This is a genomic window from Halobaculum sp. MBLA0147 (genome assembly GCF_041361345.1).
Lineage (GTDB): Archaea > Halobacteriota > Halobacteria > Halobacteriales > Haloferacaceae > JAHENP01.
Genome location: NZ_JBGKAD010000004.1, coordinates 92,527 through 106,669 on the forward strand (window position 1 = coordinate 92,527; position 14,143 = coordinate 106,669).

Sequence of the window (14,143 nt, forward strand, 5' to 3'; positions counted from 1 at the left end):
GTTTGTCTCCCTCGTAGGGCTGTGGCCCGGCCAATGAGGCCCCATCGGACTCCGTGTCATCGCCGTGCGAACCACCGCCGGTTCGCCACCCCTTGTGGTTCGGGGACGGCCTCTCACCGAGTCCGTAGCAACCGAATTAACGGGGCCACAGTCATAAACCCATTGACAAACGAGCCAGGTGTCCGCTTGACCCCCGCCTGAAGACGGGGGTATGCGCTCGTATCTTTATCAGGCATCGGCCAGCCACTCACTGTACGTGTGCACAGGTTGCGAGTTCCCTGCTCGCGCGTCTGAACTCGACACGAGCGACCCCCCAGAAGATGATACTCCCTAGCACCGGAACGTTTGTACGACCAGATGAAGGTGAGCCGATGGACAGACTGACAGGCATGCCGCCGCCGCACCACACCCCGCGCTCCAAGCCGATGTCCCTCTAGCGCTCACACGAGTTTGTGCGTGCAGAGGTGGATGGACCGACCGTCGGGGCAACCCCGAAAACCACTGTGCCTGTGCAGGCTCACAGGCGATGTTCGATTTTCCATGTCCGCAAACGCCAACTCCGACAGCACCGACGCCGAGACCAACAATGCCGACACCGACGCCGACAGCGGTGGCCCGACGATGACGATCCACGGTGAGAGTAGTGACGACGCTGAGAACCAGACCGAAGCCAACGAAGCCGCTTCCGATGGTGCCGATGCCGAATCCAGCGCCAATGCGGAGGCCAACGAAGCAGTCGACGAAGCGGCAGATGCGGACGCAGACGCCGCAGATGTCGATGCCGACACGAGTGCCAGCTCCGATGTCGAGGCCAGTGGCGCCGACAGTGATGCCGGTACCGAGGACGTCGCCGACGCAGCAGACGCCGAGGAAGGAAGTGAGGCCGCGGAGAACGCCGGTGGCGACACTGAGGATGACGAGGAGGATGGGATCGACACGAACGCCGTCCCGTCCGACGACGTGCATGTCGTGGCCGACGCATCGCTTCTTCGCGACTTCCTGGGTGTCGCGTCGGCAATCGACGACGAAACACGCCTCCTCGTCCGAGAGGACGGCATCCACATCAAACTCGTCGATCCCGCGAGCGTCGCAATGGCAGACGCCACACTCCGGCGGTCCAGCCTTGAGAACTTCTCGCCGTCCGTCGGAACGATCGCAGTCGACCTCGATCGACTCCAGAGCTACCTGAAGACTGCAGACAGCAACGACCTCGTCGATCTTCACTACGACAGCGACACGCGGAAGCTGGAGATCAACGCCGGTGGGATGCACTTCTCGATGGGGACCATCCAGCCGGAGTCGCTTCAAGAGATTCCTGAGATCCCGGAGCTGGAGTTGCCGACAACCGCTACCGTGGACAAGAGCGTGTTCAGCCGTGGACTGAGCGCCGCAGACCTCACCAGCGACTACGTCTCGCTGGCCGGCGACCCTGACGAGAACACGTTCGTGGTCTCCGCGTCTGGCGACACCGACGACATGCGGTTCGAAATCGACGCAGATCGCGCCGAAGCGCTGGACCTCGACGAGACGGAAGCGCTGTTCGCGCTGGAGTACCTCAAGGAAGTCGAGAGTGGCCTCCCGAGCGGCGACCTGACCATTCGGACGGGCGACGACTTCCCGACCAAGATCTCCGTGGACACGGACGCCATCAACGCTCTCTACATGGTAGCACCGCGAATCGATCCGGACGACGCCTGACGCTCCCCGCACACCTACTTATTGATTCACAATGTCAACAGAGTGGAAGCAAACTCACAGCGTCACGTGCGTCTTGTGCGGTGGGCTGGCAGACGAACGCCGCACACAGAAAATCGAGCCGAAAAACCTCACCGGAGCAGACGAAGTCAGGCGCCCCGAGGAAACTCAACTGATCCGGGACATCGCAGACGCAGTAGGCAGTGGCGAAGCACATCCCGAATGCTTCACCAAGGTGAGGGAGGCTGAACTTGATCCGACAGGAGTAGATCTGGAACCGCGCGAGCATCGGTGAAAACGACTGACGAACTCGTCTGTACGCGAATTCAATTCTGGTCCTCGTGGCCGGTATGGCTCGGTTCGATTCCGGGCAGGACATTTGTATGGCTTCCCAGCCTCACCACACGTTCAAGACGCTGCCAAAGGCGTTGAAAACCGAAGATCCAGACGTAGTGCATTCACAACTGATCGCCGCGCTCGCCGATCCGTGGGAAGTCGGCGAAATCGAATTTCGAGACAACTCACATATCGAACGCGATCGGCGCCCACTCGCGAACTTTCCTGCGCCGCTGGTAGCAACGACCGTCACCAACCCCGACACAGATGCATTCATTAGAGTTGACCCGTACGACCACCGGCCAGCGGGCTGGGAAGACCCGCTGTTTCTCGGCCAACGCGTTCTCGCAGCGCAGCCGGACACAGACACTGAACCACAGTATCTGACAGCGCCAAACCCAACCCACCCAGACATCAATCAGTGCGACGTCGTCCCCACCGAAAGCCATGCAGAGCTCATAGCACGCACTGCACGCTCAACGGTCCACACACTCCCTGACGAAGTGAAACAGAACGACGCAGAACAACCGATTTACAACCGGCCACCGTACGTGATCCCAGAGCCGATCAACGCACTTCGGACTGCGGTCGCTGCAGCGAACGAACATGCCAAAGATGAGTCAATCCAATCCGAACAAGTAAGCTTCAAGAGGTTCTGCTGAAGACCAGATATAAAAGGTGGCATACAAATGCTAGACTCGCCTAACAATCAAGGTAGTGGACCTCTACCGGCAAACCAATTCCGGGACATCCAGCAATGACTAACTCTGATCCGACTCAAGATTCCAACACAACAGTAAACTTCGGCGTGTCATTGATCTTTCTGATTTCTAGTGTTCTTTTTATGGTCTATGCTAGATCAGTGATTCTGCCAGAGCTTACCTACATCATCAATACAGCACCCGGTTTCACTTTTCCAGTTATTCTAATAGCAGGGGCTGCCCGCATTATGACCAGAATCATGCCCGTTCTCCTGTTCGGGATCTTTTTGATTACGAATCCACTCACAAGGAGATTCCTAGAAAGAGTCCCCTCTGCAGTCGAATCTGCGGCAACTAGTAATCTTGGTTGGTGGCTTCCATCTCTTCCAACTCCCCTGCCAGACAAAGAGGCTAACAACTCTTCATCGGGGTGGATTGAACGAGAGTACCCGCCGACTGCCTTCGGGTTCCAGAAGCGAACATGGACCATTGACAAAAGTGGTAGTGGGAAGAACTACCATGACAAATGTCTCAATTGTGGAAATTATACATACCACGGCGTTGAGAACCACTACGCACGGGAATTTGTGATCAGCGGGGTGCCAATCTGGCGAGACTCAGATGCTTCTGGATGGACAACTGAATGCCAAAAGTGTCATGAAGCAGATCTCGCAACGTATATTTCCCGAGCTGATAGCAACGAGCCGTGGAATCAGGACCAGGTGAGACCCCCAACTGACAACCCTGATCAAGAAGTAACTCCAGACAAGTCTAAAAACACCGATCAAGAAACGAACCACAACTGACGAATGACCCCAACCACAAGAATCCGCTTGGTAGGAGGTATCGCAGTTGGAGTAATCGGTATTATCAACGTCTACCTGCTGTGGGCAGTCTCCTTCGGAGTAGTACAATCGCCACTTCTCAGCTCTGGCATTTCACTGTTCTCACTGGCATCTTTACTCATCTCCCCATTTTACATTGCTGCAAAAGTGGACTCAGAGTGTCCCAAATAGTGGTTTAAACGTTTGATTGGGGCGCTTCCCCACAGACTCAAGTCAGCTGACACTCCCTTCCGAAAGTCGGACCCCAGATCCAGTATAGCAATATACAGTTTCCAACAAGAGCTCACAGAAGGAGGGCACATACGCCAGCAGCGTTTGTACCTCCAGGTTTTTGTGAGATGTCAGAAGCGACGCCAAACCAAGCGCAGGCGCCACTAACCAGCTACAAAGGCAACCGAACGCCTACAACCGGCAACACGTTCGAGTCGCCGGACGACGACGAACTCGAACACGTTATCGCCCCCGACTGGATGTACCCGTACGACGTCAACGACATCGAGGGGATTCACGAACTCAGACGCCGGATTCGCGACGCCGAAGAAGCGCTGAATGGGCTCAAAGCCTGGACCGAACTGATCAAAGACCACATCACGTTCGGCAATTCTGGAAAGGTCGGCAAGACCGTCGGTATTTACAATCTGAATACTGCACACGACTGCGTCAATCGAGGCACCGACTACTGCCAGGTGGGACCCGATGAGTGCTACGCCGTTCGTGCCGAACACCGTCAGGTGCATCCGATCCACTACCGCCGACGCCAAGAGATCATATGGGACCACATCGACGCAAGCACGTTCGCCACTGCGTTCAAACGGATCGTCCGGCGGAAGCGAAACCGGGTTGATGCCCTACGAATCCCCCAGAGCGGCGACTTTCGCCACCAGCACGACCTACTGAAAGCCGAAGAAATCGCGCGGATTCTGCAACCGCAGTACAAAGTGTACACCTACACCGCGTCGACGTGGCTGGACCTGAGCGAAGCCGATGCACTCACGGTCAACGCTTCAAACGAACATGCAGCCGGCGCCGATCGACGATTCATCGTCGTCGAGGACACCGAAGACATCCCCCAGAACGGCATTCAGTGTCCGAAAGACCTGACCGACGACATCTGGTGTGGGCAGTGTCAACTCTGTCTCGACTCCGATGCAGGTGATATCTACACAAAGAAGATCTAGACCACGTCAAAGTGTTTGTTTTCCCAGAGAATGGTTGGGGTGGCCGCACCCCTGGATAGGTATCGAGCAAGTTAATCGACATTACAAATATGACCACTGAACACATTGCCACGGCAGGCAACACGCCAGAAGTATCGAATCCAGATGAGCTAGAGACGGCCCTCGACGAGTTCACACTGCTCGTCGGCCCACATGCCTCAGACACCAACATCCAAGTGAAGCGTGGGAAACTGCACGTGGCCGGAAATGGGTATCTTCGACCAGTCCATCACCCGACTACCGAGGCTGAGCACAGAGACCCGTACGCAGATCCAGACTGGAAGGAGTTCACCGAGAAGGTGACACCCCACATCAATACGCCTCTCAAGATCAGGACTGTGGCACACACCAAATTCCGCTGGAAACCAGGAGCCGAGGTGCTCACCTTGTCGCCAGACGGGACGTTGACGCGGCTTAAGCTGGGAGAAACCGAAGAACAGGTCTTGGTTGAGTAGAGCCCAGATCCACTCTCCCCCATCACGTCAGAGAGAGTCGACTATCAAAAAGGACGAATTAGACCTAGACACCCGACAAGTAGGCCAATCCATTGGGAACTTCGAGACGATAGGTATCACTGAAGAATACATACTGGTATCACAAGACCACTACCGTCTATCAGAGGAAGAAGTAGGGTTCGTGCTTGTGTGCACGGTTCCATGCACGAAGATCCCACAGAGTGTGTAGAGGGGTTTGTACTCACAGTTGAGGGTGAGTAGTCATGCCTGCAGAGCCTAGCTCCCAGACATCGTTTACCCAATTCTCTCAAGACGGGACACTGCCCTCGTCTGGACACGAATACGATCCGCCTGATGACAGTGAACTGTCGAAGACGATCGCTCCAGACTGGCTGTATCCGTGGCCTGTGGAGGAAGTCAATGGCATCCACGAACTTCGTGCTCGCATCCGCGACGCAGAAGCAGCAGTAAATCCCCTCACTGAGTGGACGGAAATCCTCAATGACCACCTGAATTTCGGCAACAACGGCAAGCTCTCGGACCAAATCGGTGTCTTCAACTTCAACTCGGCGACAGACTGTCTGAATCTCGGGACCGACCGCTGCCAAGTCTCAGAAGGGGACTGTTACGCGAAGAACAACGAGCGGTTTCCTAACGCGCTATCGTACCGTCGCCGACAAGAAATCGTGTGGGATCATCTTGACCCGGCCACGTTCGCTGACGCCTTCGACCGTGTAGCACGCCGAAAGCGGACAGACGTATCCATCTTGCGGCTCTCGCAGTCCGGCGACTTCCGGAACAGACACGATGTGCTGAAGGCGGAAGCGATCGCCAACATCCTCGCTCCACAGTACGACGTGTACACCTACACAGCTTCCAGCTGGCTCCCATTCGACGAGACAGACACGCTAACTGTGAACGCTTCCAATCCGAACATCGACAGCGCAGACCGTCGGTTCGTCGTCGTCGACGACGTCGAATCCATCCCGGAGGATGGAATTCGATGCCCCGAAGACCTATCTGACGGTGAAGTTGAGTGCGGCCAATGCAGGCTCTGTATCGACAAAGACGCTGGTAACGTGTACATTCAGAACCTCTACGCGGACGACTGAACGACAGTCTCTTTGATCGAAGAGCCCACGATGGAGGAGTGCGGTGCCAATACGACCGACGAGGAGGGCGGTGTCCACCAGTTCCCCCTGCTGGAGACGAGCCCTCTCGCGGCGTACCTCAGCTGAGTGATGTCGGGTTGCCGGCACCAGAGGAATTCATCGCCCACGGGATAAAGCCACCGCCCTCACCTCCCTGTCGTTTAAGTGGGCCACACCAGTAGTTGCTGGTGGAGATAGATATGGTCCCTCCAAGCTCTTCGACACAGCGATCGCCGGCTGCAGAGTCTGTCTCGGTTCCTGCACAGGCGGATTTCGACCAGTTCTTTCGAGACGACCTCCTCGCACAGTGGGAGATTCCTACCGCGCGGGCGCTGGCAGCACGGGTCGCCGAGGAACTCGCCACGCGGCTCTCGGACCCCACGCGGCTGTCAGTCGAGATCATCCAGGCAGCGCCTGTTGCCTTCGAACAGGCCTTCCTTGAGCTGGCCTCGGTACCGATGCTCCCTGAAGTGGCTGCAGTTGCTCGCGAACAACTCCGGGACCGGGCCGTGACCGTCCTCAGTGGGCACGAACTCGGCACCGGCTCCGAGTTCCTGTTTTCCGTCACAGAAGTGCTCACGCAGGAGTTCCTCAACGAACTCCAGCGTGCCTTCGACGCCCGGTTCTCACCAGTCGTCGGTCCCCAGGACAGCCAGTGAACTACCACGGGCGCGGTGGCCCGTGGCTACCCGTGGATTAATAGAAAAGCGTCGTCGCTAGTTGATCTGGTCCGTCACCAGCACCACTTTGTCGTCGATGGAGACCCGGATCTCGACCGACAAGGTCTGGATCACGAACAGATCACCAGTCACGGGACTCCCCACGGACAAGCGTGGGTTGAGCTCCTCATCAGTGACTGCGATGTAGATGCGCTCACCGGGTTCGATCGCTTGGTCAATCGTCACCGTCTTCTGGATACTCTCGACAGCGAACGTGATCTCGGCGCCTGCCGGGATAGTGTTGTTCCCACGGAGCGTCGCTTCGATCTGGCCGTTCCGGAGTTGCGTCTCGAAGCTCGAACTCCGAGCCTCGGCACTCTCGTACCAGTTGGGCTCAGAGACCGTCGTCTCGTTGATATCGCGGAAGGTCGTTACCCCCTTCTGCTGATAGATGGTCTCCCCTGCCACGTTTGCGAACCCGGCAGCGTATTCGAACTGCTTGATGACGCCGTCTTCGGTCACGTACATCTCGATCACCAACTGCGAGAGATTGAGTCGATCAACGCCGGTCAACTCTCCACTCAGCTTCGGGAGGCTCCTGTTCGCGACGCCACTGTACACGATCACAGTCTCACCGTCGAACGTCCGTGTAGTCTGGGCCGTCAGATCCACATGCTGGGCAAGCGCATACATCTCCTCAGCCCGGGGGTAGGCCTCATGCGGGTAGACGACTCTATACGGGTACGCCCACTCTTCGGTGAGCGATCCATCATTCAAGACATCGCGGACACCAACTGTCCGGCGGTTCGGCGCGTAGCCCCGGAAATCAGCGTCACCGAGCAACTGCTTTTCGCCGTCGACCACGACCTCACCTTCCTCCAGTGCGACCTGGTGGGTGAAATTGTACTCGTACGGCCCGTCTCCAGTGATGTCCTCCCGCGTGGCATGTCGCGTGAAGTTGTCTGCGTTCTGAATACGCTGGTTGTGTGTCGCGAAGAGATTCCGCGTCACGCCGTCTTTACTCGCGCCGGCCGGGAACGACACATCGGCGAATGGACCGCTACTCGTGTCTGCACTTGACGGCGTCGCTGTTGACGTCGAAGTAGCCGTGGCCGTTCCACCGGCACTCCCGGTGCTCGATGACGACGATGACGTGGTCGTAGCTGACGCTGCTGTACTAGCAGGAGTCTGTGATTGTGCCGGGGCAGTACTCGTACTGGTCTCGGCCGGCCCACCTGCAGGGCCACCGAGCCCACAGCCTGCCAGAAGGACACAGGCCGCGAGCGCAAGAGCTTGAACAGTGGTTCGCATGGACACACATCGATACCGCGGTACCGCACAAAAACGTGTGGATACCACCTCACGTGTTCGTCGGAATAAGAGGCGTATACGCCCCGAAACAGCAGAACAGCCCCTGACAGTTTCGGCGTCGAACAACTTAAGACTCGCCGAGACTCCCAGTCGACGACGACGAGTATACGTCCTCACCAACAGACGACACCGCGTCACGGAGACTCTCGACGTTGTCCTCCAGCCTCTCTGGCTCAGGATCGCTCTCTGAGAGGAGTGATTTCAGTGCGTCCATCTCCTGCTTGACTGTCTCAAGTGTCTGGTCTGCGACCTCGTCGGAGTACTCAGACAGAGACTCCTCAGCATCAGCGATCAAGTCACGAGCCTCCCCACGCAGCTTGATCAACCGCTTCTCGCGCGCGTCCTCCTCAGCGTGGATCTCTGCCTGTCGCTTCAATTCCTCGATCTTCTCCTGTGACAGCCCCGTCCGACCCTCAACGTCGACAGAGGAGCTGTTGCTCGTCGCACGGTCAGTAGCAGTGACGTTCAACAGGCCGTCGTGATCGATCCGCATCGTGACCTCGATTCTGGGGTCACCCGCAGGCTGTGGTTCAATCCCGGTGAGCCGGAACTGGGCGAGCAACTCGTTGTTGTCGACCATTTCAGCTTCGCCCTGATACACCTGAATCGAGACACTTGTCTGGTTGTCCGAAGCCGTCGTGAACACTCGCGTCCGCTCAGTAGGATATGACTTCCCAGATTCAATGATCGGTTTGAACACACCGCCTTCCTCGGCAACACCGATACTGAGCGCGAGGTTGTCGACAAGTACGATATCTTCAGTCTTGTCGTCCAACGTTCCGCCGTGGATAGCGGCACCTTTGGCAACAGCGCGTTCTGGGTCCTCAAGCTGTGGCTCGGTCCCGATGACATCTTCGATCAGGTCCTGTACTTGCGGCATCCGCGACGCCCCTCCGACGAGCAAGACATCATCGACATCGTCGGTGTTACCGTTTACACCGGTTCGAATCGCTTTCTGGATCGGGTCACGGGTTTCCTCAAGGAGATGCGAGGTGACGGTCTGGAATTCTTCACGGGTGACATCAATCTCGACAGTCTTGACATTATTCTCCTCACCCGCCAACCTAATGAATGGAACTGATACTGTCGCCTTCTTATTTGACGCGAGTTGATGCTTCGTCTCTTTCACTGCTTTGCGGAGTTGCTGTTCAGTCCCGAGCCCAGCATCGTCATCGCTCTCTTTGAGGAGATCGTGTTCCCTAAGATATTGTCTGTCCCTCGGCGGATCACCGTACTTTTCCTCGATCCTCTCTCTGATGTACTTTTTGAACTCGTCAGTCCAGTCTTCGCCACCAAGATCCTTGTTCCCCGTTGTCGCCGTAACCTCGAAGACACCACCGCCAGCCTTCACCATCGAGAGGTCAAACGTCCCCCCACCAAGGTCGAACACAAGCAGATTCTTCGATTCGTTCGAGTCACGGTCATACCCGTAACTAAGAGCCGCAGCGGTCGGCTCGGGCAGCAGCCGCTGGACGTCAATCCCGGCGATTTCGGCAGCGTCCTTGGTTGCCTTCTTTTGATTGTCGCTCCAGTACGCTGGGACCGTGATCACTGCCTGCTCAAACTCTTCGTTGTGGGTCTCACCACACTCACTCATCACCGTCTTCAAGATGTCAGCAGACACCTGTTCAGGCCGCAACTCGTTCCCGCCTGCCTCAACACGGATGTCGTCACCCATCTGCCGCTTAATCTCAGCGACAGTGTTCTCGGGATCGCTGTTCTGCTGCGAAAGAGCTGCATTACCGACCGTGACATCCTCACCGGCGTAATGAACGACAGAGGGAGTCTGTTCCTCCCCTTCACGATTGCGGACGATATCTGCCTGCTGCGATGAATCATACACCGCCAGCAAGGTGTTTGTCGTACCCAGATCTACGCCAACAGTCGTGCTCATACCCACCATAAACCCCCGTCAACTGTTAAACATACCGCTAGCAGGTACCTGACTGGCTACTCAGCGATCAGTGGGTGCCACGTCTGAAACGCGTGGCGGGCGTGTGCCTCGAAGAGCGAGGGAGACCGATCGAACAGAATCTCTGGCAACTCCACCCGCTGGATTTCTCCGATCGGTGAATCGATCGCAACAGGTAGACAGATCCCACGCTGCGACTCAATCACCCTAGCATTGGTTATGCCACTGAGAGGCTCATCTGGCCCCTCATACTCCGGCGGGAGAGACGGCAGTTCAAGACTATTATCGATGAATCGCTCCCATCGAATAGCCCACAACACCACAGGCTCAGGCGGCCCCTCCGCAGCGTTATTGAGAAGTTCGAACTCAAGTGCTACTGGGATTTCCGGGCTGCGAGCGCGATCAGGAGGCACACCCATCACCTCAATCGGTGTATCAATCGGGCTAGAGGGGGCATCACGCTCTGGCATAGCTCTCTGACACTGATATACAGTGACGCATGGATTAAAACACCAACGAATACCTCACGCACCCCCCATCTTTCACCAGAACACCAGACCCCGTGGCTTATCAGGAGAGCCGCGGTATACCCCGGTATGACGGAGCTTGATACCGTCGACTTCAGAATCGAAGCGCCAGACAATACGGAGACAACAGTGACCGTCCCAGAGGATACCATTCCGAAGTTCACTGATGTCGGCGAAACGCAAGCAGAGTATGCCGGTCGTGAGCTCTTTCTCGCTCTCGCAGCAACAGCCGGCCAAATGCGTGATGAACTAGGCGACGACATCCGCCCCGGCGAAGAAGCTGCGGTCGAAAAATTCGAGGAACTCCTCAGCGAGCAGGAAGACACATCCATTGACGACCTGCTCTCCGCTGAGTAGGCCACCTTCCAGAGACATCTGGTCACGACCAGCCGACACATGTCAACCACAACGATTTCACTCCCGCCGTTCGATCAGACCTGTTCAGAATCGTGCCCCCACCACGGGTGTGACCTCACGATCAAATCACACGAGTACGACTCGGGGACGAGTCGGGTCACTGCAACGATCTCAGCCGAATCAATCGACGATAGACACAGCTGGACGTTCGCAGTTGCCGATCCCGAGACGGCCACCGTGAACCCAACCACCGACCCAGAAGGTATCCCAGACTGTGTTACTGACGCACTCTCGGTCGCAGGCTACACGTACGAAGCAAGCGATTTCTCAGGGATCACAGGGCGCGCGCATCACAGGCGTGTAGCCTTGACACAACTGAGCCTCGCGATGAGTCACATCACCGATGTAGACTCCCGTCATATCGACCGGGCAGAAATCGTGTTCGACAGCGCACGCACCACCGCTGAGATACTCCACGCCATCGAGTGGAGTTGTACTGGAGATATCGATACGATCAACACTGCGTTCCAGCAGCGACTTGCTGACGAACACCCGGACGGCTGGTCTGGACTACGGTCACTCGCACCCAACGTGTACGCAGCTGGGTTGCTAGCATACATCCACACCAACGCTGACACCCCCGATAGTGCACTCGCTACAACTGATTATAACCACGACCCAGTACCGGAAGACACGATCATAGAGATGGTGAATCGAGACGATATCGGAATCCTCGCCCACGTCATGAACGAGGACAAACACTACACTGAATTCATATGAAAAGACCCCAAGAGACCCGTGTGGTTGAGATCGCTGATCAGATCGTTGATCATCTCGACACAGAGGGGCCGCATCTCGTCCTCAAGCGGTTCGACAGCGAACTTGTCGTCTCGCACCACCGGCAAAACGGGAACGGTGAAAATTACTGGTTCAGCATCACGTCACCGGACACCAAGACCAGACGTACCCACCTTCACTACCAGCCACCAGACGACCTAACAGTCCTTCCGCTGGAGGTCGAAGCGACGCTTGAGGCCGAGGGGTACACGGTCACCAATACCTCTGATACCGGGTCACTCCTGACCGACCTCGAGACGATTAGCGCCGACAACCCCATCCCCGCAGAAACAATCGTAGCAATCCTCGAGATCGCTAACGACTTCCCAGGAACGATCGAAACCTACACCGACATACTGGTGCGAGCGCAAGGCAGGCTCCTCAAGGGCCTCGCCGAAGGCATCGAACTCCGGCTCTTAGAAGAAGCAACAGATGGAGAAGTATGGGATACACTTGACCAGCTTTGTGACGTCCTCAGCGGGAAGACAGGCAACGCCATTGACTCACTCGCCACTGTCTCAGACGAACAGTGGACCTCCATCATTGAAGCCGTCTACAACCAGCACCCTGGTGCCCGCAACTACGTCACATCGCGCCTCGAAGATATCCCCGACCCTGCAGACCCCTACTTCGTCGCCCTAGAGTAGACTAGCCCACCCCTGAAAGGGAGGTTTCCGCCTTGCTCCGCCATGAGATACACCTGATCATCGGTTAGATCTCAGTCATCTTTCGGACTTTTCCTACCAATCTTTTGGAAGGTACCGAGCACCTCAGTCCAAACGAGAGATATCCCCATGACTACAGCCCCCCCGACGGCTGCGCCCAACAACACAGTGGCCGATGTCTCAAGGTTGAACAATACCCCCAGCACCCAACTACTGACAGCCCCCGAAGACGCAGACAACAGCATAAGTTTGTATATCTCCATACAGTGTTGTTTATTGCCTCGCCCGGATAAGACCCCCGGTCGAACTTCACACCCCTGAAACAACGAGGCTTATCACGATGAGAATGAGGTTGAAAGTCCCGTGCCGCCCACCAACTTTCCCATACACTGTTAGGTGAGTAATTGTCGGGTGAAGTCATAGAGTGGTTTCAAGGATGATTTGAGCGCTTCTTTTTTGCCGGATTTCCGGCAGACACGTTGCCCAAGCTGAAACTCCCTGAAGTAGGGTGTGAGCCTACCTTTGGAGACACCCCTGATGCGACGAGAGCCACCGTCACACCAGCGACACGTCAACCCTTATAAATAAACTCTGCCGTGTCATGCCCTTCGTCGGGCCAGCGACCATTGTAGGCGGCACCCATACAGTCTTTATCGCCCTCATGACTTTTGAAATCTGATTCACTCACGCTCGGATCCGCTTGCATAAGCCGCGACCTACATCCGCCGCATAGTGGGACTCCCATAATATCCGATAGATGTGAGGCCAATATAAGATTTTCGCTCTTCCGTAGCGGGGTGAATACGCTGATGGATACCTGTACATCAACACCCGGGAGAACCACCGTCACGCCAGCGACCAGTGGCTCTTGCCACATTGAGGCGTCTCCTAAGACAGACTCACACCCTACCTCAGAGCGCTCCAGCTACGCAAGCGCGTCCGGCGCAAACCCGGCGAAGAACCGCTCAAAACCATCCTCGACCCTGCGCTATGACGCCACCAAAATACTCTACCAATGAGCGTTTTCCACACGCGTGACGACGCAGATCGCGAGCGACACGTACGTCACCGCTGTATGTGATCCGTCAGCGACCGTCTCAGCGCGAGCGGCGTGCGTAGGACTCGTCCGACAGGCCCCACACGTTCTCGCGTGGAACGTCGTGGCTACGGCTGCGAGCGTCTTCGTCTGTATCACGATCACGGTATCACGTGGCGTCGACGCGGCACGAATCCCGCGGTGGCCGTACACCGTACTGGTCCCGCCGACGATTGGCGTGGAACAGCAACCAGTCCGTTCCAGCGTGCAGTTAGCGAGAACAGCGTTCCAGATCACCCGCCACTTGAAGTACTGTTCACCTCAGACGGGCGTTGAAATAGGAAACCAACGCTGTCACGATTAACTCCCGCCAGCGTCA

13 protein-coding genes and 1 pseudogene are annotated in these 14,143 nt (G+C 56.6%); 11 read left to right on the plus strand and 3 right to left on the minus strand.

Features of this window, described 5'->3' with window-relative positions; all coding sequences use genetic code 11:
• Nucleotides 1-468 precede the first annotated feature (468 nt).
• The 7 genes from RYH80_RS18365 to RYH80_RS18395 all read left to right on the plus strand — a co-directional run bounded on the left by RYH80_RS18365 (nucleotide 469) and on the right by RYH80_RS18395 (nucleotide 7,059).
• Entirely contained in the window at nucleotides 469-1,698 is a 1,230-nt protein-coding gene (locus tag RYH80_RS18365) for a hypothetical protein (RefSeq protein WP_370905549.1), read from the plus strand.
• A gap of 347 nt (nucleotides 1,699-2,045) precedes the next feature.
• Nucleotides 2,046-2,693, plus strand: a complete 648-nt coding sequence (locus tag RYH80_RS18370; RefSeq protein WP_370905550.1) for a hypothetical protein — start codon at nucleotides 2,046-2,048, stop codon at nucleotides 2,691-2,693.
• A gap of 95 nt (nucleotides 2,694-2,788) precedes the next feature.
• Entirely contained in the window at nucleotides 2,789-3,538 is a 750-nt protein-coding gene (locus RYH80_RS18375; protein WP_370905551.1) for a DUF8108 domain-containing protein, read from the plus strand.
• 377 nt (nucleotides 3,539-3,915) lie between these two features.
• Nucleotides 3,916-4,755 (plus strand): GP88 family protein, encoded by an 840-nt coding sequence (locus tag RYH80_RS18380; protein ID WP_370905552.1) that lies wholly within the window; start codon nucleotides 3,916-3,918, stop codon nucleotides 4,753-4,755.
• Nucleotides 4,756-4,844: 89 nt separating this feature from the next.
• Complete coding sequence (locus RYH80_RS18385) at nucleotides 4,845-5,249, plus strand: hypothetical protein (protein WP_370905553.1); 405 nt, start codon at nucleotides 4,845-4,847, stop codon at nucleotides 5,247-5,249.
• A 407-nt stretch (nucleotides 5,250-5,656) separates the two neighbouring features.
• Nucleotides 5,657-6,361, plus strand: a complete 705-nt coding sequence (locus tag RYH80_RS18390) for a hypothetical protein (protein WP_370905554.1) — start codon at nucleotides 5,657-5,659, stop codon at nucleotides 6,359-6,361.
• A gap of 239 nt (nucleotides 6,362-6,600) precedes the next feature.
• Complete coding sequence (locus RYH80_RS18395) at nucleotides 6,601-7,059, plus strand: hypothetical protein (protein ID WP_370905555.1); 459 nt, start codon at nucleotides 6,601-6,603, stop codon at nucleotides 7,057-7,059.
• 57 nt (nucleotides 7,060-7,116) lie between these two features.
• On the opposite strand, the gene RYH80_RS18400 is transcribed toward RYH80_RS18395, so the two are convergent.
• The 3 genes from RYH80_RS18400 to RYH80_RS18410 all read right to left on the minus strand — a co-directional run bounded on the left by RYH80_RS18400 (nucleotide 7,117) and on the right by RYH80_RS18410 (nucleotide 10,812).
• Entirely contained in the window at nucleotides 7,117-8,070 is a 954-nt protein-coding gene (locus RYH80_RS18400; RefSeq protein ID WP_370905556.1) for a DUF7537 family lipoprotein, read from the minus strand.
• A gap of 427 nt (nucleotides 8,071-8,497) precedes the next feature.
• A complete protein-coding gene (locus RYH80_RS18405) occupies nucleotides 8,498-10,324 on the minus strand; it encodes an Hsp70 family protein (RefSeq protein WP_370905557.1) in 1,827 nt (608 codons plus the stop codon).
• Nucleotides 10,325-10,380: 56 nt separating this feature from the next.
• Complete coding sequence (locus RYH80_RS18410) at nucleotides 10,381-10,812, minus strand: hypothetical protein (protein ID WP_370905558.1); 432 nt, start codon at nucleotides 10,810-10,812, stop codon at nucleotides 10,381-10,383.
• A gap of 126 nt (nucleotides 10,813-10,938) precedes the next feature.
• Here RYH80_RS18410 and RYH80_RS18415 point away from each other — a divergent pair, with 126 nt between their 5' ends.
• From RYH80_RS18415 to RYH80_RS18430, 4 genes and pseudogenes are all read left to right on the plus strand, one after another.
• Nucleotides 10,939-11,226: a DUF7545 family protein gene (locus RYH80_RS18415; RefSeq protein WP_370905559.1), complete on the plus strand. Its 288-nt coding sequence runs from the start codon at nucleotides 10,939-10,941 to the stop codon at nucleotides 11,224-11,226.
• Nucleotides 11,227-11,265: 39 nt separating this feature from the next.
• The gene (locus RYH80_RS18420; protein WP_370905560.1) at nucleotides 11,266-12,006 is read left to right on the plus strand and encodes a hypothetical protein; all 741 of its coding nucleotides are present in this window, start codon (nucleotides 11,266-11,268) and stop codon (nucleotides 12,004-12,006) included.
• A gap of 20 nt (nucleotides 12,007-12,026) precedes the next feature.
• Nucleotides 12,027-12,710 (plus strand): hypothetical protein, encoded by a 684-nt coding sequence (locus RYH80_RS18425; protein WP_370905561.1) that lies wholly within the window; start codon nucleotides 12,027-12,029, stop codon nucleotides 12,708-12,710.
• Between the two features lie 814 nt (nucleotides 12,711-13,524).
• Nucleotides 13,525-13,722 (plus strand): annotated as a pseudogene (locus RYH80_RS18430) (IS1595 family transposase); the annotation flags it as partial.
• Nucleotides 13,723-14,143: the final 421 nt, after the last annotated feature.

Coding starts and splice junctions, on each gene's coding strand:
- RYH80_RS18365 (WP_370905549.1), top strand. CDS start 469: ATGGACCGACCGTCGGGGCAACCCCGAAAACCACTGTGCCTGTGCAGG.
- RYH80_RS18370 (WP_370905550.1), top strand. CDS start 2,046: ATGGCTCGGTTCGATTCCGGGCAGGACATTTGTATGGCTTCCCAGCCT.
- RYH80_RS18375 (WP_370905551.1), top strand. CDS start 2,789: ATGACTAACTCTGATCCGACTCAAGATTCCAACACAACAGTAAACTTC.
- RYH80_RS18380 (WP_370905552.1), top strand. CDS start 3,916: ATGTCAGAAGCGACGCCAAACCAAGCGCAGGCGCCACTAACCAGCTAC.
- RYH80_RS18385 (WP_370905553.1), top strand. CDS start 4,845: ATGACCACTGAACACATTGCCACGGCAGGCAACACGCCAGAAGTATCG.
- RYH80_RS18395 (WP_370905555.1), top strand. CDS start 6,601: ATGGTCCCTCCAAGCTCTTCGACACAGCGATCGCCGGCTGCAGAGTCT.
- RYH80_RS18405 (WP_370905557.1), bottom strand. CDS start 10,324: ATGAGCACGACTGTTGGCGTAGATCTGGGTACGACAAACACCTTGCTG.
- RYH80_RS18410 (WP_370905558.1), bottom strand. CDS start 10,812: ATGCCAGAGCGTGATGCCCCCTCTAGCCCGATTGATACACCGATTGAG.
- RYH80_RS18415 (WP_370905559.1), top strand. CDS start 10,939: ATGACGGAGCTTGATACCGTCGACTTCAGAATCGAAGCGCCAGACAAT.
- RYH80_RS18420 (WP_370905560.1), top strand. CDS start 11,266: ATGTCAACCACAACGATTTCACTCCCGCCGTTCGATCAGACCTGTTCA.